We start from the raw sequence: 16,748 nt of genomic DNA, 5'->3' as shown, positions 1-16,748 counted from the left end.
AGAGTGAGGGCTTCCTTCCGCAGAAGAAAACCCTCACTGGTGTGGTGCTAGTGCTCGGCGGGAGCCGCCGGGCCACGTCTGCGGGCCGCTACTAAAGTCGCCATTCCGCCCGCCAGCAGTACCAGCGCGCCGATGCCGAGCGGCAGGACGCCGCTGACACCCGTGTAGGCGAGGGCACCGCCGTCGTCGTTTGAACCGGTTGCGACGCCGGGCAGATCGTCGGCGTTGTCATCGGTCCGATCACCGGGTTGGTCGTTGCCGGCATCGTCGCCGTTCTGGCCGGGGCCGTCATCGGCGGGAAGCTCAGCCACCGGGACCTCGATCGGCAGCCGCACCAGCGTGCCGGACTCGGCCGCGGTGAGCGTAAAGATGCCCCCGCTCAACTCGTCCGGAACGGTGAAGGAGACGGGTGCGGCCCCGTCGGCCACATCGAAAGTGCCCAGCGTTGCGGGCAGCGCCGCGGCCGGAACAGAGCGGGCAAAGGCGCTGGCGCCGCTGTCGGCCGGTTCGTAACGCAGCGTCAGCTCGGTGTTGACCGGAGCGCCCAGCGATGTCGGGTCCAGCTTGGAGACCTCGAAGGAGACCTGCTGGCCCGGTTCAACCGTGGCGGGCACCCCCGTGAGGGCCACCGCGCGGCGGTCGAAGGACGGGGACAGCGGGCTGTTCTGCTCCAGGTAAGCGATCCATGCATCACGGTCGATCAGGCCGGAATCCCGGGTATCGGTGCCCTCGTTGAAGACGTGGAAGTTGTCCCCGCCCTGTGCCAGGAAGCTGAACGTGCCGATTCGGTACCCGCGGGCTTCGTCCAGCTGCTCGCCGTTGATCCACACGCCGGTGATGTGGTTGCCCTGTTCGGCGTCCGGATCGTAGGTGTAGTTGACGTTGTCCGAAAGGCCCAGGTGCAGGAACGGGCGGCTGGGCACATTGCCGTCGGCATCCAGCTGCCACTGCTGCTCCAGCAGCGTCTTGAACTGGGCGCCGGTGAGCGTGGTGGTCCACAGGTTGTTCACGAACGGCAGCACCGCGTTGGCCTCGGCGAACGTGATGGTTCCGTCCGGCGCGTAGTAGAGCTCGGAGCGCAGGCCGCCCGGATTGACTACACCGATCTCGGCGCCGCCCAGTCCCTCGGCCGAGAGTGTTTCCACCAGCGAGTCCGCCACCAGGTTGCCCAGCGTGGATTCGGAGGCGCGGTCGTCGCGCTCAGGCAGCGTATCCTCGTCCTCGCCGTCGGGGGTGAAGGCCGTGGTGATGTCGCCCCTCACGGAGCCGACCGGCCGTGCCCCCACCACTTCGGCTTCGGCCAGGGCTGCGTCGACGATCGTCCGGACTTCGGCTACCCGGGGGTACCTGCCAGCCAGCTCGTCATCGAGGGCCTTGTTTAGCTCGTCCGCATTCGCAGCGTCCTCGTCCGGGATCGCCACGCGGGGGACAAGGGCCGTCTCGTAGCTGGTGACATCGAAGGTCGCCTCGCCGTTTTCCTCGCCCTCGGTGACACTGAGCTGGATCTGGCCGATGTTCTCGCCGTACTGCCCGGTCTGGACGATGGGCCGGGTTTCGCCGGCGGCACCGGGTACGGGAGCGTCGAAGGTGTAGGCCTGATGTGTGTGCCCGGTGAAGATCGCGTCCACCTCGGCCGAGGTCTCGTTGGCGATGCGTGCAAAGACGGCGCTGCCCAGCGCAGCGTCCAGGCTCGCACCGGTGGCGGCGCCCTCGTGGTACGACGCCAGAATGATGTCTGCTTCGTCGCCGGCGCCGTCCGTCAGCTCGGCAGCAACACGGTTGACGGCTGCCACGGGATCGCCGAAGTCCAGCGTGGAAATGCCGCCGGGGCTGACCAGCGTCGAGGTTTCCTGCGTCACCACACCGATGACGCCAACCGTCAGTCCGTCCACCTCGACCAGGGCGTATTCCTGCAGGGCGGGAGTCGTGGTGCCCTTCGAATACACGTTGGCGCCAAGCTGCGGGTAGCTGGAGCTGGTGGAAACGCGCCCGTCCAGGTCCTCGAAGCCCTTGTCGAACTCATGATTGCCGACGGCGGTCGTCGCCAGTTCCAGCGCGTTCAGAACATCGATGGTCGGCTGGTCGTCCTGGGAAGCCGAGGCGAACAGCGAAGCCCCGATGTTGTCGCCAGCAGAAGTAAAGAGCGTGCCATCCGGGTTCTGCTCCCGCAGCTGTTCGACGGTGCCGGCAAACTTCACCGTGTTGTCGTCAATGCGGCCATGGAAGTCGTTGATACCCAGCAGGTTCAGCTCATAGGTGTCGCCTACATCCTGCGTCTCAACCTGTTGGTCTTCGGCGGGCGTTTCCAGCGGTGCCTCCGCAGGCTCCTCCGCTGGTTCCCCGGCTGGGGCTTCCGCAGCGGGTTCGGCAGTCCCGGAGTCCTCCAGATCGGCGCCCTCTTCCGGTTCCGGAGCCGGATCGATGGGCGTGCCCGTTGTCGGAGCCAGAGTCGGTGTGGGATCCGGCTCGGTTGCCGGAGTGGTCTCCGGCTCGTCCTCGGTGCCGGATTGCCCGGGTACCGCAGGCGACGAGGCCGTGGTCGGTTCCGGATCGGATTCGTTTGCCACGGCGGGCACGGCTGCGAAGGGAGCGGCCAGCAGGCCGATCGACAATGCAGCGCCCAGCGTGGCCTTCATAGATGAAGCAGCCTTTGGCACGGTATCTCCAGTTTCGGTTCCCCATAAAGGTGTGCCGGAGGACGGCACCCAAGGCGAGCCGGTCCGGCAGCAAGGCAGTGATGGTGTGCGAGCGCACCTGGCCATCCCAGCCCAGCAGGATGAACGAGAGGTTACCGCGCGGGTAGTACCAAGGGAATAGTTCTGTGAAAGAAGGGCTTCGGAACGTCCCCGAGGCTTGGAAAGTCTTGACAAAAGCCGCGGCCCGCGAAACATTGTCGGCGATTAAATTACTCAAGGACCCCGGGAACCGGGGCCCTTGAGTAACAGGGAGCGGAAGGTATGGGATTTGAACCCATGAGACGGGGTTACCGCCTACTGGTTTTCAAGACCAGCTCCTTCGGCCGCTCGGACAACCTTCCCTGCCTAGTAGTGTGTCACGGAGGGGCCGGAGATATCAAAACTCCGGCCGGTTTTCGGCGTGCACCAGGAGGCGTGAATGAAGGCGGTTTTTTACGAAGGCTCAGGCGGTCCCGAGGTCATCGAGGTCCGTGAGGTCCAGCCGCCGGTGCCGAAGCCGGGCGAGGTGATTGTCGACGTCGTTGCTGCCGGTTTGAACCGCGCTGACGTGCAGCAGCGCCGCGGAGTCTACCCGCCGCCGCCCGGCGCCTCGGACATTCCCGGCCTGGAGGTTTCCGGCCGCATCGGTGCGCTCGGCGAAGACGTCACCGGTTGGCAGGTCGGCGACGAGGTCTGCGCCTTGCTGGCCGGCGGCGGGTATGCCGAACAGGTTGCGGTGCCTGCAGGCCAACTCATGACCGTGCCCGAAGGAGTGGACCTGGTCACGGCGGCGGCGCTGCCGGAAGTGACGGCCACCATCTTCTCCAATCTCTTTATGGCGGCCGGGGTGCAGGCGGGCGAAAGCGTGCTCATCCACGGTGGCGGCGGCGGCATCGGCACGATGGCGGTCCAGATGGTCCGCGCGTTCGGTGGCCTGCCCATGGTGACTGCCGGCTCCCAAGCCAAGCTCGACGTCGTACGTCCCCTGGGTGCCCAGGTCCTCATCAACTACAAGGAAGAGGACTTTGTCGCCAAGGTCAAAGAAGCCACCGGTGGCCGCGGCGCTGACGTGATTCTCGACGTCGTCGGAGCGAAATACCTGCAGCGCAATCTGGATGCCCTGGCAACCTCCGGCCGGCTGGTGGTCATCGGGCTGCAGGGCGGCGCCAAGGCGGAACTGAACCTCGGCCAGCTGATGTCCAAGCGCGCCGCCGTCATCGGCACCACGCTGCGCTCGCGGCCGGTGGAGGAAAAGTCCGCGATCGTCCGGGCCGTCATGACCCATGTCTGGCCGCTGGTCGCCTCGGGGGATATCGCCGCGCAGGTGGGCCGGACCTATCCGCTGGCGTCGGCGGCCGAGGCGCACGAGTATTTCGACTCGGGCGAGCACATCGGCAAGATCCTGCTCACCACCGCGGCCGCCTAGCCCCGTCTGGCAAGGTCGAAAACCAGCGGCCCCGCCGCGGGAGGCCCGCTGGGCGCATACTCCAGCCTGCTCGGCTCTTGGCAGGCCGAATCCCTGTGACTTGATGCACGCTGCTGTTAGATTGCTGAACAGTAAGCTTTTTATCCGCCGTGCGTCTCAACAGGGAGCAATGATGAGCCAAACACCCACAGCAGGATCCGCGCCGGATCCGGACCCGGACCGTGATTCAGCCGTCCTGGTCCAGGATCCCAACCTTCCACCGGTAGCCCTCGACCCGGAGATCGCCGCCGCTGAGGAGCGCCGGTGGCCGCCGCTGAAGATCGCCATGTGGATAGCCATCGCGCTGCTGGGCGGCGTGGCCTGGACGATGCTCGCCTTTGTACGGGGCGAAACCGTCAACGCCATCTGGTTCGTCTTCGCCGCGGTGTGCACCTACCTGATCTTCTACCGCTTCTATTCGAAGTTCATCGAGAACAAGATCACCAGGCCCAACGACAAACGGGCCACGCCGGCGGAGTACAAGGCGGACGGCAAAGACTATGTGGTCACGGACCGCCGGGTGCTGTACGGGCACCACTTCGCCGCGATCGCCGGGGCCGGACCGCTGGTCGGTCCCATCCTCGCCGCCCAGATGGGCTACCTCCCCGGCACCATCTGGATCATTATCGGCGTGATTCTGGCCGGCGCGGTGCAAGACTACCTGGTGCTGTTCTTCTCCATGCGCCGCGGCGGACGCTCGCTGGGCCAGATGGCGCGCGAAGAGCTGGGCCTGATCGGCGGCACCGCCGCCCTGATCGCCACGCTGGCCATCATGATCATCATCGTCGCCATCCTGGCCCTCGTAGTGGTCAATGCACTGGGCGAATCCCCATGGGGCGTCTTCTCGGTTTCCATGACTATCCCGATCGCCATCTTCATGGGCATCTACCTGCGCTTCATCCGCCCCGGCAAGGTCAGCGAGATCTCGATCATCGGTTTCGTGCTGCTGATCGCTGCGATCATCGGTGGCGGCATGATTGCCGAAACCGACTGGGGCGTAGCCGTCTTCACGCTGGACCGCATCACCATCGCCTGGGGCATCATCATCTACGGCTTCATCGCCGCGGTGCTTCCGGTGTGGCTGCTGCTGGCCCCGCGCGACTACCTCTCCACCTTCATGAAGATCGGCACCATTGTCATGCTGGCCGTGGCCATCGTGCTGGTGCGTCCGGAAATCAACATCCCCGCCATCAGCGAGTTCGCCGGCCGGACCGATGGGCCGGTAGTACCCGGCTCCCTGTGGCCGTTCCTGTTCGTGACCATTGCCTGCGGCGCCTTGTCCGGCTTCCACGCGCTGATCTCTTCGGGCACCACGCCGAAGATGGTCCACAAAGAGAAGCAGACCCGGTTCATCGGGTACGGCGGCATGCTGATGGAGTCCTTCGTGGCCATCATGGCCCTGGTCGCTGCGATCTCCATTGACCGCGGGATCTATTTCGCGATGAACTCTTCGGCCGCTGCGACCGGCGGGACCGTGGAGGGCGCGGTGGCTTTCGTTAACAGCCTGGGCCTGGCCGGGGTGAACCTGACCCCGGACATGCTGACCCAGCTGGCGGCCAACGTCGGCGAGGAGTCGGTGGTCTCGCGAACGGGCGGTGCCCCGACCCTCGCCGTCGGCCTCGCCCAGATCATGCAGAGCCTGATCGGCGGGATAGGCCTGATGGCCTTCTGGTACCACTTCGCCATCATGTTCGAAGCGCTGTTCATCCTCACCGCCGTCGACGCCGGAACCCGCGTGGCCCGCTTCATGCTGCAGGACACCATCGGCAACTTCGCTCCCAAGTTCAAGGACATGTCCTGGCGCCCCGGGGTCTGGATCTGCACGGCCATCATGGTGGCCGGCTGGGGGTACATCCTGATACTCGGGGTGACGGATCCGCTGGGCGGCATCAACACGTTCTTCCCGCTCTTCGGCATCGCCAACCAGCTGCTCGCGGCGATCGCGCTCGCGGTCTGCATGGCCATCGCGGCCAAGAAGGGCGTGTTCAAGTACCTGTGGATCATCGCCCTCCCGCTGGCCTTCGCGGCAGTGATCACCATCTGGGCGTCGATCCTGAAGATCTTCTCGCCGGACGTGCGGGTGGGCTACTGGGCCAACCACTTCGCGCACCAGGAAGCGCTGGCCAACGGCGAGACCAGCCTGGGCAATGCAGGGTCGGTCGAAGCGATGGAGGCGGTCGTTCGGAACACCTGGGTCCAGGGCACGCTGTCCATCGTGTTCGTGGTGCTGACCATCATCGTCATCGCCACCGCCATCATCGCCACCATCAAGTCCTGGCAGCGGGGCGGCGAAAAGTCGCACGAGGACCCCGCCGTCGTCTCGGCCACCTACGCGCCGGCCGGCTTCATCGCCACACCACCGGAGCGCGAACTGCAGAAGCGCTGGGACGAACTGCCCCAGGACAAGCGGCTGGCACGGTCGAAGCACTGATGACCATGTCCACGAACAAGGCATTCAACCAGGCGGCCGGCAAAGCACACGCCGGCTGGAAGGGCTTCGTCTGGTACTTCAAGTCCCTGATGGGCGAGAACGCCTACCAGGCGTACCTGGACCACCACGCGCGGACCCACACCGGCACCCCGCCCATGACCGAGCGCGAGTTCTGGCGGGACAAGACGGACCGCCAGGACCGCAACCCGGAAGGCCGCTGCTGCTAGCGCCCCACAACTGAACAACGACGGCGGCACCCGCCTCGAGCTCCTCACCGGGGCTTCGGGGCGGGTGCTGTTTGTTGTGCTGCTGGCTGGATTTAGCTTCGGCCTCTGGCAAGATGAAACCATGAGCGACGAGCAGATACCTCAGACGGAAGAACCGGCCATCGAAGGAGCTCTCACCCCTGACCAGCAGCGCGCCGAGGAAGCCGAATCCCGCGACGAAGCGGACAGAAACGGGAAGAAGGGCTCGCAGCTCCATGACCTGGTGGATGAACCCGCCAAGGTCATGCGGATCGGAACCATGATCCGCCAATTGCTGGAAGAGGTCCGCAGCGCCCCGCTCGATGATGCCGCGCGGAACCGGCTGGCGGAGATCCACGAACGCTCCGTGAAGGAACTCGAGGACGGCCTGGCGCCGGAGCTCATCGACGAACTGCACCGGATCAATCTGCCCTTCACCGACGACTCCACGCCGTCGGACGCCGAACTGCGGATCGCCCAGGCCCAGCTGGTCGGCTGGCTCGAAGGGCTGTTCCACGGTATCCAGACCGCCATCGCCGCCCAGCAGGCCGCCACCCAGCAGATGGCTGCGCGGATGCAGATGCGCCAGCTCCCGCCCGGCACGGTCATTGCCCCCGGCGTCGTCATCGGCAACGACGGCGAACCGCGCCGCGCTGCCGGAGCGGAATCGGAAAACCCGACCGGCCCCGGCACCCACACCCCGGGCCAGTACCTCTGAGCCCGGTGGCGCTGTTCGGAGCCGCCCGCCAGGCCCGGCGGGACGATAAGGAACTGGGCAAAGGCATCTGGCGGCGCACCCATGACCGGTTCCGCCGCGGGCTGGACCGCTACCACCAGGTCCTCGAAGGCGTGCAGGACGAAGAACTCTACGGCGAGCTCCTGGTCATCGCCGACGAACTCGCCGCGCTGCTGCCCCGAGTGCGTGCCTACTGCATGGCGGCCCACGAGCTGCATCCGAGCAACGGCATGGACATCCCCGGCGGGAACCTGGCCGCCGTCCACCGCTGCCTGTCCAAGGCTGGAAACTCATTGGCCGCGGCCGCACAGGCCGCCGCCATGATCCGGCTGGACCCCGGACACTCCGATGCGCCCTCCAGCGGCTCGGCCAGCGTTGAAAACGTACGACGGCGGGCCGACATCGTGATCGAGGACGTTGCGGACGCGCAGCGCTACCTTGAAACCCGTTAGCGGCGCCGTCGTCGGTTGGTAAGTGTCAGTACAGCCGGTCGATGGTCTCGGCGGCGTACCGGATGCTCTGCCAGCCCCGCCCGGCGGCCTCGGCGGTCCTTGGAGCCACCTCAATGTCCTTCTGCGCAAGGACAGCCAGCAAGGTTGCGTCGGTGATGTCCCGGCGCAGCTCCTTGAGCCAGAGCCTCCTGACCTGCGGGGCTACCGGGACGCGCAGCCGAGCCGTAATTGCCTCACCGACCGCGATGGCCAGCACGGCCGAGACGATGCCGGCGGCCAGCAGCCAGGCCAGCGGGGCTTCAGTGATCACCAGCAGCAGCGGCGGCAGCACCAGCAGAACGAACAGGCCCAGACGCTGGACAAGGCCGCGGTGGACTTGCCGGCCGCACGCCGTCGTCCGTTCACAGGCTTCAGGCTCCGGTAGAAGATCTTCGCTGACTCGTCGAGCCACTTGGAGTCCGAACCCAGCTCGGTCCTGACGATCTCCCGCGCTTCCTGGAACTCCGCGGGATGCTTCGCACGGAGGGCCACCAGCAGCGGATCGTCAGTGTCCGCCCATTTGCTGCTGAGGCGGTAGTCCGCCGCCGCAGCCAGATGCGCCCTGCCGAACCCGGCTGCCTGCCGGGCGATGGCACCCGGGCTGGCCGCGGATTTTGTTCGGGTTGCCGAGCCGGGCACACCGTCGTCTACGAGAGTGCGGATGCCATACCGCGGGGCGCCGTCGGCGAGCTGATACCTGATATGGCCGTTCATTTTCCTCTGTCCATGCGGAGGAGAACGAAAGGAAGCACCCGCGAGGCTCCCCCAAGATCCCCGGCAGTGGGAATCAGGATACAACAGGCGGGCAAAGAAAAATCCCGCCGCATCTTGATGCGACGGGATTTTCGGATGAGCCCCCTGCCAGAATCGAACTGGCGACCTTTTCATTACGAGTGAAACGCTCTACCGACTGAGCTAAGGAGGCTGGGCTTCCAGGCCGGATAACCGGCCAGAATCCACAAGGAACAACTATAGGAGAGCAAGGGCACGCTGGTCAAAACCGGCTTAGCAAACAGTGCCCTCGTCCGGCATCGTGCCCTTGATGAAGTAGCTGTCCACGGTGTTCTGTACGCAGCTGTCGCCGCGGCCGTAGGCGGTGTGGCCCTGCGCCTCGTAGGTCAGCAGCGAGGCGGATTCCAACTGCTCCGTCATGGAAACGGCCCATTCGTACGGGGTGGCCGGGTCGCCGGTGGTCCCGATGACCAGGATCGGATCCGCTCCCGCAGCATCAACCGGGGCGGGGGTGCGCACCGGCTCCGCCGGCCAGTTCTCGCAGGTGGTGCCGCCGTAGGCGAGGTACCGGCCCAGCGTTGGCGACGCTTCCTCCAGGGCCGCCGCATTTTCCTTCATGCCCGCCAGATCGGATTCCATCGGATAATCCAGGCAGTTGATGGCGGTAAACGCGGCCGTGCTGTTGGAGGTGTAGTTGCCGTCCGCCTGACGTTCGGCGCCCAGGTCTGCCAGGTACAGCATGTCCGTCGGATCGCCGTCGAAAGCGCCGTCCAGGGCCTGAGTCAGCAGCGGCCAGTTCACGTCGTTGTACAGCGGGACGATGAAGCCCGAGACGAAGGTGCCCACGGTGACCAGGCGGCCGTCCTCGGCCGTCAACGGGTTGGCCTCGACGGACTGGATCAGATCCTGGATCTGGCCAACTGCCTGATCCACGTCGCCGCTCAAGGGGCACTCAGCGGACGCCAGGCAGCTTTCCGCGTAGCTGCGGATCGCTGCTTCGAACGCCTTGGCCTGGCCGAGCGTCACCTGCTCGTTTGTCAGCGACGGATCCAGCGCCCCGTCGAGCACCATCCGGCCCACCCGCTCCGGGAAGAGGTCCGCATAGGTTGCGCCGAGGAAGGTGCCGTAGGAGAAGCCCAGGTAATTCAGCTTGGCGTCCCCGACCACGGCGCGGATGATGTCCATGTCCTTGGCGGCGCTGGCGGTGTCCACATGGGCCAGGACTCCGCCGGTCTTCGCCTCGCACTTCTCGGCCAGCTCGGCGGCGTCCTCCCTGGCTTCGGCGATGCCGGCATCGCTGTCCAGGTCATACTGCACCTCGCGTGCGGCATCCCGCTCCGCGTCGGTCATGCAGGTGACCGGGGCCGAACGTTTCACGCCGCGGGGGTCGAAGCCCACGATGTCGTAGCTGCCGCGCAGTTCCTCGGTGGTCATCTGCTCCAGCGAGCCGCGCACGGTGTCATAGCCCGAACCGCCCGGACCACCGGGGTTCAGCAGGATAGAACCCAAGGAATCGCCGTCGGTGGTGCTGCGGATCGCGGCGATCTTGATGCTCTCACCGTCCGGATCGGCATAATCGACCGGGACTTCGATCTCCGCGCACTCGAACCGGCCTTCGCAGCTTTCCCAGCTGACCGACTGGTTGTAGTAGGGCATCAGCTGCTCGTCCACGCTGCCGATGACTTCAGGCGATGACGACGGCGAGGCCTGAGTTGTGCCCGGCAGCAGTCCGCACCCGGCCAGCAGGAAAAGCACGACGGCGGCCGCTGCGGTTTTGGCGCTGGCGCCGGATCGTCGCGGTAGGGTGCGCATCAATTGTTCTCCTGGGTGGTCAAGGATCTAAAGCAGACTGACAGCCATGGCTTCCATGGCCAGTACCGGTGCCACGTTGGTGCTGAGCCGTTTGCGCGTCTGCGCGATGGCGTCCAACCTCTCCAACGTCTTCTCGGGGGTCGATTGTTCCGCATAGGTGGTCAGCTCCGGCCGCAGGTACTCGTTGACCAGGTCCGACGACGCGCCCAGCTGGAGGGCCAGCACGTCCCGGTAGAACGTGGTCAGGTCGATCATGACGCGGTCCAGGGAGTCGCTCACGCTGCGCTTGGCCCGGCGTTTCTGCTCGTCCTCCAGCTGCTTGAGCTGGCTGCGCATGGCCGGCGGCAGCGTGCCTTTTTCCGGCGCGCCGAGGGCGTGCAGCAAGGCCTCGCGCTCGGCGGCGTTGCGCTGCTCGGAGGCAGCGGCGGCGTCGGCATTGGAGATTTCCACCAGCTCGCCGGCGGCCATCACGGCATCGGAAACCCCGCGCAGGCGCAGCGGTAGCCGCACAATCGTATCCCGGCGGCTGCGGGCGTCCTCATTGGCGGCAAGCCGGCGGGCCACACCGATGTGGCTCTGCGAAACCCGGGCAGCGAACTCCGCCAGCTCCGGAGAGGCGCCGTCGCGGCGGACCAGCAGTTCGGCCACATCGCCCACGGGCGGAATGCGCAGGCCGACGGGGCGGCAGCGCGAGCGGATGGTCACCAGTACGTCCGCCGGGCTTGGCGCGCAGAGCAGCCAGATGGTCCGCGGCGGCGGTTCCTCGATGGCCTTGAGCAGCACGTTGGTGGTCCGCTCCGCCATACGGTCGGCGTCCTCGATGATGATCACGCGCCAGCGGCCCGAGGACGGTTTGTCCTGGGCCTTGGTGACCCAGTCACGGACCTCGCGGATGGTGAAGGACACATTCTCCGTCACCATGGCGGACACGTCCGCGTTGGTGCCGCCCAAAACGGTGTGGCAGGCGTGGCACTCACCGCAGCCACGGGCGGCGGGATCGGGCTGCTCGCACAACAGCGCGGCGGCGAAGGACCGCGCGGCGTTGGACCGGCCGGAGCCGGGCGGGCCGGTGAACAGCCAGGCGTGGTTGGGCCGCTCTGCTGCCGCGGCACGGCTGAGCTGTTCCACCACGGCGGCTTGGCCGGGCAGTTCGGACCAGACGCTCATGCCAGCAATCCGTCGATGCGCTTGAGGATGGCGGTGGTCAGGGCCTCGCGTTCGTCCCGCGCGTCCAGCACCAGGTACTCGTCTGGGCGGGCCGCGGCCAGTTCGAGGAAGGCGGCCCGGATCCGCCCGTGGAAGTCATCCGGTTCGGACTCTAGCCGGTCTTCGGCCGCTTCACCGGCCAACCGCCGGTCGCGGCCGTCATCGGGCGCAACGTCGAGCAGTACCGTGACATCGGGCAGCAGCGAAGCCGTGGCCCACAGGTTGATGTCCCGCACAGCGGCAATGCCCAATTCCCGCCCGGCACCTTGGTAGGCCACGGACGAGTCGATGAAACGGTCGCAGAGCACAATCTCGCCGCGTTCCAGCGCCGGGAGGATCACCTGCTGTACGTGGGCCGCCCGCGAGGCGGCAAAAATCAAAGCTTCGGTGCGGGCGTCGATCTCGCCGTGGCCATGGTCCAGCACCAGGGAGCGCAGCTTTTCGCCGATGGGCGTGCCGCCGGGCTCCCGGGTCCGCAATACAGCGTGCCCGGCGGCTTCTAGCCGGGCCTGGACCGCAGCTGCCTGGGTGGACTTGCCTGCCCCGTCGCCGCCCTCGAACGCGATGAACAACCCCGCGCGGGCGCGAGCGGGGGAGGGAATACCGGGGGAAGTCACCCAATTAGCGTACCGTCCTTCGCTGCGGCCACAGAGTCATGAGTTAACCTGTGGACGGCCCGCGGGATTAACCTTGCTGTCATGAGCCAGAGCGCATCCCAGCATCCAGACCACCTTGCCCCGGACACCGTGGTGGTTTCCGCCGGCCGCCCGGAGCGGACGCACGATTCCCCGGTGAACCCGCCGGTGGTGCTGTCCTCGACGTTCTTCGGCCTCGGCGAAGTCGTGGCGGGCGACCGCGCCTACGGGCGTTACTCCAACCCCACCTGGGACCCGTTCGAGGAAACCCTGGGCGAGCTTGAGGGCGCCGAGCTGCCTGCCCTGGTCTTCGCCTCGGGCCTGGCCGCCGTGGCCGCGGCGCTGTCCCTGGTTCCCGCCGGTGGCGTGGTGGTCATGCCCCAGCACAGCTACCAGGGCAGCCTGGCCTTGGCCGAAGACCTGGCCGGGCGCGGCGCGGTGAAGATCCGCACCGTGGACATTGCGGATACCGAGGCGGTCAAGGCCCAGTTGGAGGGCGCGGACATGGTGTGGCTGGAAAGCCCCACCAACCCCATGCTCGAGATAGCCGAGCTCGGCGTCCTGGCCAAGGCAGCGCACGACGCCGGTGCTTTGGTGGTTGCCGACAACACCTTTTCCACCCCGCTGGGACAGCGTCCGCTGGAGGTCGGTGTCGACGTCGTCGTCCATTCGGTGACGAAATATCTTGCCGGACATTCCGACGTCGTTCTGGGCGCCGTGGTCACATCCAACCCGGAGCTGCAGGCGAAGCTGCTCACGCACCGTTCCCTGCACGGCGCCATCGCCGGGCCATTCGCAACCTGGCTCGCGCTGCGCGGGGTGCGCACCCTGGCACTGCGGGTTGACCGTTCGCAGGCGACGGCGGGAGAGCTCGCCGCGAAACTGCAGCAGCATCCGCGGGTGGAAGCCGTGCGCTACCCGGGGCTGCCGGGCGATCCGGGGCACGAGCGCGCCAAGGCGCAGATGAACGGCTTCGGCTCCATCATTGCCATCCAGATCCGTGGTGGTGCGGCTGCCGCTGAAGCCGTTACCGAGGCACTGCAGCTGTGGCTGCCCGCAACCTCGCTGGGCGGGGTGGAGTCACTGATCGAGCGCCGCCGCCGGCACGTCAACGAACCGGAGAGCGTGCCCGAAAACCTGCTGCGGCTGTCCGTCGGAATCGAGAACGTGGCCGACCTGTGGGCCGATTTGGAGCAGGCGCTGGAAAAAGTGCAGGACTGATAAGCGCAAGAACGGTTAGGCTTGGAAGGTGCTACTTGTCTACGCGTTCCAGCATTGGCTGTATTTCGGCTTGGGGATTCTTGCCCTGGGCATTGAGTTGTGGGCGCTGGTCGACTGCCTCGGCCGTAAGGGCGAGCACTTCCAAGCCGCCTTCAAGCGCACCAAGGGGTTCTGGACCGGCATGACCGCCGGTTCCGTTGGCGTAGGCGCACTGTCGCTGCTGAGCACAGGCTTGGGCACGTTGATGCTGTTCCAGCTGGCCGCCGTCGCCGTGGCCTGCGTGTACCTGGCGGATGTGAAGCCGGCGCTGAACGAGCTCAAGGGATCGGGCGGCAGCGCCTACGGTCCCTACGGGCCCTGGTAAACGGCTCCTACAAACCCTGGTAACCCGGTTCCACTGCCGCCCAGGCCACCGTCACTTCACCCAGGCGCCAGCGCGAGGGTCCGTCCAGCACGGGCCAGCCGGCCGCGGCCATGCTGTGGCACATCGCCAGCCACCGCTGCCGGTTGCCGAAGGAAGCGAGCACGGAGGCCTCCGCCCAGGCCTTATCCAGCGCCTGCAGATATCCGTGGATTTTCTCGCCAGGGAAATTGTGGTGGATCAGCGCCTTCGGCAGCCGCTCGGCCACATCGGAGGGCCGGTCGAAGGCGCCGAACCGCAGCGAGATGCTCAGCGACACCGGCCCCTCGGGCGCAATGGCCACCCAGGTGGCGCGCCGGCCGATCTCGTCGCAGGTGCCGTCGATGAACAGCCCGCCCGGTGCCAGCCGCGCCCGGACCATGTCCCAGTGCGCGGCGTACTCCGACTCGTCATACTGGCGCAGCACGTTGAAGGCCCGTACCACCGCCGGCCGGCGCCCCGCCACCGGGATCTCAAAGCCGCCCTGCCGGAAACTCAGCCCCGGCCGCTCCAGCGCTTTGGCACGGCGGACCCGTTCCGGTTCGATCTCGATCCCGATCACTTCGACATCGGGGCGCACCTTGGCCAGCCGGTGGTGGAGTTCGACGGCGGTGATCGGCGCGGCGCCGTAGCCGAGGTCGATAACCAGCGGGTCGGCTGCCTTTTTGACGCTGGCCGCGCTCGGCCCGGAGAGCCAGCGGTCCATCCGCCGCAGCCGGTTCGGGTTGGTGGTGCCCCGCGTGATCGAACCGACCGGTTTGCCTGGCCTGCCGGGCCCGCCCCTCGGGTACTGCACAGTGAGGCCGGACGCGGCGGGGGCAGTCTTCAGGCTGGGCACAAGGAAAAAGAATAAGTGCCGCACGGAAACACGGGATGACGACGGCGGCCGCCCACCGCCGTCGTAATTCCCCCTGGCGGAAACTAAATACGCAGGTCACAGCAGGGGAAGGCCCGCATGACGACGGCGGGGCGCGGCGCAGCAGCGTGCGTAACGTCACGGTCGCGGACGGCTGGGAAAGGCGTGTAAACGCTAGGATTACAGCCATGACTGCCTCTTCGAACTTCAAGCTGATTCTGCTGCGGCACGGCCAAAGCGACTGGAACGAGAAAAACCTCTTTACCGGCTGGGTGGACGTTCCGCTGACCGAACAGGGCCGGGCCGAGGCCAAGCGCGGCGGCGAACTGCTGGTCGAGGCGGGCATCCTGCCCGACGTGCTTTACACCTCGCGGCTCAAGCGCGCCATCGTCACCGCCAACATTGCCCTTGAGGCGGCGGACCGGGACTGGATCGACGTCAAGCGGGACTGGCGCCTGAACGAGCGCCACTACGGCGCGCTGCAGGGCAAGGACAAGGCGCAGATCCGCGAAGAGTTCGGCGACGAGCAGTTCATGCTGTGGCGGCGTTCCTACGACACCCCGCCGCCCAAGCTGGATGACTCCAGCGAATGGTCGCAGGTGGGGGACCCGCGCTATGCGGACCTCAACGGCAACCTCCCGCGCACCGAGTGCCTCAAGGACGTGCTGGAGCGCTTCCTGCCGTACTGGGAATCGGACATCTCCAAGGACGTGCAAGCAGGAAAGACGGTGCTGGTGGCCGCGCACGGCAACTCGCTGCGCGCCCTGGTCAAGCACCTGGACGGCATTAGCGACGACGACATTGCCGGCCTGAACATCCCCACCGGCATCCCGCTGGTGTACGAACTGGACGAAAACCTCAAGCCCGTGAAGGCCGGTGGCACCTACCTCGACGCCGACGCGGCGGCGGCGGCCATCGAAGCCGTGGCCAACCAGGGCAAAAAGTAGCCCGCTGACCGATACGCCGAAGGCCGGCCCTCAGCGCAGTTACTGCGCTTGGGGCCGGCCTTCGCTTTTGGTCCGGAGGGTTTCTTGAGGCCGGACGGTGGCCGCCCGGACCGAGAACGGTTAGCTGGACTCGGCGTGGGGCTGCCATTCGCCGGTCACCAGGTAGGTGACCTTGCGGGCCACCGAGACGCCGTGGTCCGCGAAGCGCTCGAAGTAGCGGCTGGCCAGTGAAACGTCGACGGCGGTGGGAGCCGTGCCGGAGAAGTCAGGAGCCGCAATGGCCTTGAAGATACCGGCATGGAGTTCGTTGATGCGGTCGTTGTGGCGGTTGATGTCCCGCGCCAACTCGAGGTTGCGGGTGTCCAGCAGCTCCGTCAGCTTCCGGGCGATGGCGATGTCATTCTCGGCGAGTTCCTCGAACGTGGGGCGCAGCGATTCAGGGCTGACGTTCGCCGGGTAGCGCATGCGTGCCAGCTGTGCGACATGGCGGGCCAAGTCGCCCATCCGCTCCAGCGACGCACTCATACGCAGCGCCCCCACGATCATGCGCAGGTCCGAAGCCACTGGTCCCTGGAGCGCCAGGATCTCAATGGCGCGTTCGTCCAGGTCGTTCTGCAGGAAATCGATCCGCGTATCGGCAGCGATGACCTCCTGGGCGAGTTCGATATCGGCGTTAACGAACGACTGGTTCGCCTTCTCCATCGCTTCGGCTACGAGCCGTGAAATCTCGATCAGCTGTTCGCCGACCTGGTGGAGCTCCGCCTGGAATACCTTGCGCACAGGGCGTCCTTTCGCTTGTTGCAATAGTTGTGGTCACACTTACCAAGCAGACTTTCAGCGCCCGGTGAACTGTTACCCGTCTCTAGGTGAACGTTAGTTGAACCCCTCTTTGATTA

16 protein-coding genes and 2 tRNA genes are annotated in these 16,748 nt (G+C 66.4%); 8 read left to right on the top strand and 10 right to left on the bottom strand.

Annotated features, from left to right (window positions below):
• Positions 1-47: 47 nt before the first annotated feature.
• Positions 48-2,636, bottom strand: coding sequence for a 5'-nucleotidase C-terminal domain-containing protein (locus tag AC5RWO_RS20880; RefSeq protein WP_498733770.1), 2,589 nt, complete (start codon positions 2,634-2,636; stop codon positions 48-50).
• A gap of 313 nt (positions 2,637-2,949) precedes the next feature.
• A tRNA-Ser gene (locus AC5RWO_RS20875) sits at positions 2,950-3,037 on the bottom strand.
• 77 nt (positions 3,038-3,114) lie between these two features.
• Between AC5RWO_RS20875 and AC5RWO_RS20870 the strand changes: the two genes are divergently transcribed.
• From AC5RWO_RS20870 to AC5RWO_RS20850, 5 genes are all read left to right on the top strand, one after another.
• Positions 3,115-4,101 carry an NAD(P)H-quinone oxidoreductase gene (locus AC5RWO_RS20870; protein ID WP_498733768.1) on the top strand — a complete coding sequence of 329 codons (987 nt, stop codon included), beginning with the start codon at positions 3,115-3,117 and terminating at the stop codon, positions 4,099-4,101.
• 172 nt (positions 4,102-4,273) lie between these two features.
• On the top strand, positions 4,274-6,571 hold the full coding sequence (locus tag AC5RWO_RS20865) for a carbon starvation CstA family protein (RefSeq protein WP_498733766.1): 2,298 nt from the start codon (positions 4,274-4,276) through the stop codon (positions 6,569-6,571).
• A gap of 5 nt (positions 6,572-6,576) precedes the next feature.
• Positions 6,577-6,798 (top strand): YbdD/YjiX family protein, encoded by a 222-nt coding sequence (locus AC5RWO_RS20860; RefSeq protein WP_074703069.1) that lies wholly within the window; start codon positions 6,577-6,579, stop codon positions 6,796-6,798.
• Positions 6,799-6,919: 121 nt separating this feature from the next.
• Positions 6,920-7,534 (top strand): bacterial proteasome activator family protein, encoded by a 615-nt coding sequence (locus AC5RWO_RS20855; RefSeq protein ID WP_498733765.1) that lies wholly within the window; start codon positions 6,920-6,922, stop codon positions 7,532-7,534.
• A gap of 5 nt (positions 7,535-7,539) precedes the next feature.
• Positions 7,540-8,004, top strand: coding sequence for a hypothetical protein (locus AC5RWO_RS20850; RefSeq protein ID WP_498733763.1), 465 nt, complete (start codon positions 7,540-7,542; stop codon positions 8,002-8,004).
• Positions 8,005-8,029: 25 nt separating this feature from the next.
• Here the strand turns inward: AC5RWO_RS20850 and AC5RWO_RS20845 are convergent, their stop codons facing one another.
• The 6 genes from AC5RWO_RS20845 to tmk form a co-directional block, all read right to left on the bottom strand.
• On the bottom strand, positions 8,030-8,314 hold the full coding sequence (locus AC5RWO_RS20845; protein ID WP_498733762.1) for a hypothetical protein: 285 nt from the start codon (positions 8,312-8,314) through the stop codon (positions 8,030-8,032).
• Entirely contained in the window at positions 8,311-8,757 is a 447-nt protein-coding gene (locus AC5RWO_RS20840) for a hypothetical protein (RefSeq protein ID WP_498733760.1), read from the bottom strand. Before AC5RWO_RS20840 ends, AC5RWO_RS20845 begins: the two co-directional genes overlap by 4 nt.
• A gap of 138 nt (positions 8,758-8,895) precedes the next feature.
• Positions 8,896-8,968, bottom strand: a tRNA-Thr gene (locus tag AC5RWO_RS20835).
• An 80-nt stretch (positions 8,969-9,048) separates the two neighbouring features.
• Complete coding sequence (locus AC5RWO_RS20830; protein WP_498733759.1) at positions 9,049-10,587, bottom strand: alpha/beta hydrolase; 1,539 nt, start codon at positions 10,585-10,587, stop codon at positions 9,049-9,051.
• Between the two features lie 27 nt (positions 10,588-10,614).
• Positions 10,615-11,754, bottom strand: coding sequence for a DNA polymerase III subunit delta' (locus tag AC5RWO_RS20825; RefSeq protein WP_498733757.1), 1,140 nt, complete (start codon positions 11,752-11,754; stop codon positions 10,615-10,617).
• Complete coding sequence (tmk, locus tag AC5RWO_RS20820) at positions 11,751-12,410, bottom strand: dTMP kinase (RefSeq protein WP_498733754.1); 660 nt, start codon at positions 12,408-12,410, stop codon at positions 11,751-11,753. Before tmk ends, AC5RWO_RS20825 begins: the two co-directional genes overlap by 4 nt.
• Before the next feature lie 81 nt (positions 12,411-12,491).
• Between tmk and AC5RWO_RS20815 the strand changes: the two genes are divergently transcribed.
• On the top strand, positions 12,492-13,649 hold the full coding sequence (locus AC5RWO_RS20815; RefSeq protein ID WP_498733752.1) for a trans-sulfuration enzyme family protein: 1,158 nt from the start codon (positions 12,492-12,494) through the stop codon (positions 13,647-13,649).
• A 28-nt stretch (positions 13,650-13,677) separates the two neighbouring features.
• Positions 13,678-14,013, top strand: coding sequence for a DUF2516 family protein (locus AC5RWO_RS20810; RefSeq protein WP_498733750.1), 336 nt, complete (start codon positions 13,678-13,680; stop codon positions 14,011-14,013).
• Between the two features lie 7 nt (positions 14,014-14,020).
• Here AC5RWO_RS20810 and AC5RWO_RS20805 read toward each other — a convergent pair whose 3' ends face one another.
• Positions 14,021-14,755, bottom strand: a complete 735-nt coding sequence (locus AC5RWO_RS20805; RefSeq protein ID WP_498733797.1) for a class I SAM-dependent methyltransferase — start codon at positions 14,753-14,755, stop codon at positions 14,021-14,023.
• A 338-nt stretch (positions 14,756-15,093) separates the two neighbouring features.
• On the opposite strand from AC5RWO_RS20805, the gene AC5RWO_RS20800 reads away from it, so the two are divergent.
• On the top strand, positions 15,094-15,852 hold the full coding sequence (locus AC5RWO_RS20800; RefSeq protein WP_498733748.1) for a phosphoglyceromutase: 759 nt from the start codon (positions 15,094-15,096) through the stop codon (positions 15,850-15,852).
• 120 nt (positions 15,853-15,972) lie between these two features.
• On the opposite strand, the gene phoU is transcribed toward AC5RWO_RS20800, so the two are convergent.
• Positions 15,973-16,632, bottom strand: a complete 660-nt coding sequence (phoU, locus tag AC5RWO_RS20795; protein WP_498733746.1) for a phosphate signaling complex protein PhoU — start codon at positions 16,630-16,632, stop codon at positions 15,973-15,975.
• Positions 16,633-16,748: the final 116 nt, after the last annotated feature.

This window comes from Arthrobacter sp. B055-34 (assembly GCF_059090425.1).
Note: the sequence above shows the minus strand (reverse complement) of the source record. Positions and strands in the feature narration are given on the sequence as shown.

What these genes read in the sequence shown, in the direction of transcription:
- AC5RWO_RS20830 (WP_498733759.1), bottom strand. Translation starts at nt 10,587, where the DNA reads ATGCGCACCCTACCGCGACGATCCGGCGCCAGCGCCAAAACCGCAGCG.
- AC5RWO_RS20805 (WP_498733797.1), bottom strand. Translation starts at nt 14,755, where the DNA reads ATGGACCGCTGGCTCTCCGGGCCGAGCGCGGCCAGCGTCAAAAAGGCA.
- AC5RWO_RS20865 (WP_498733766.1), top strand. Translation starts at nt 4,274, where the DNA reads ATGAGCCAAACACCCACAGCAGGATCCGCGCCGGATCCGGACCCGGAC.
- AC5RWO_RS20860 (WP_074703069.1), top strand. Translation starts at nt 6,577, where the DNA reads ATGTCCACGAACAAGGCATTCAACCAGGCGGCCGGCAAAGCACACGCC.
- AC5RWO_RS20870 (WP_498733768.1), top strand. Translation starts at nt 3,115, where the DNA reads ATGAAGGCGGTTTTTTACGAAGGCTCAGGCGGTCCCGAGGTCATCGAG.
- AC5RWO_RS20880 (WP_498733770.1), bottom strand. Translation starts at nt 2,636, where the DNA reads ATGAAGGCCACGCTGGGCGCTGCATTGTCGATCGGCCTGCTGGCCGCT.
- AC5RWO_RS20815 (WP_498733752.1), top strand. Translation starts at nt 12,492, where the DNA reads ATGAGCCAGAGCGCATCCCAGCATCCAGACCACCTTGCCCCGGACACC.
- AC5RWO_RS20825 (WP_498733757.1), bottom strand. Translation starts at nt 11,754, where the DNA reads ATGAGCGTCTGGTCCGAACTGCCCGGCCAAGCCGCCGTGGTGGAACAG.
- AC5RWO_RS20800 (WP_498733748.1), top strand. Translation starts at nt 15,094, where the DNA reads ATGACTGCCTCTTCGAACTTCAAGCTGATTCTGCTGCGGCACGGCCAA.
- AC5RWO_RS20840 (WP_498733760.1), bottom strand. Translation starts at nt 8,757, where the DNA reads ATGAACGGCCATATCAGGTATCAGCTCGCCGACGGCGCCCCGCGGTAT.
- AC5RWO_RS20855 (WP_498733765.1), top strand. Translation starts at nt 6,920, where the DNA reads ATGAGCGACGAGCAGATACCTCAGACGGAAGAACCGGCCATCGAAGGA.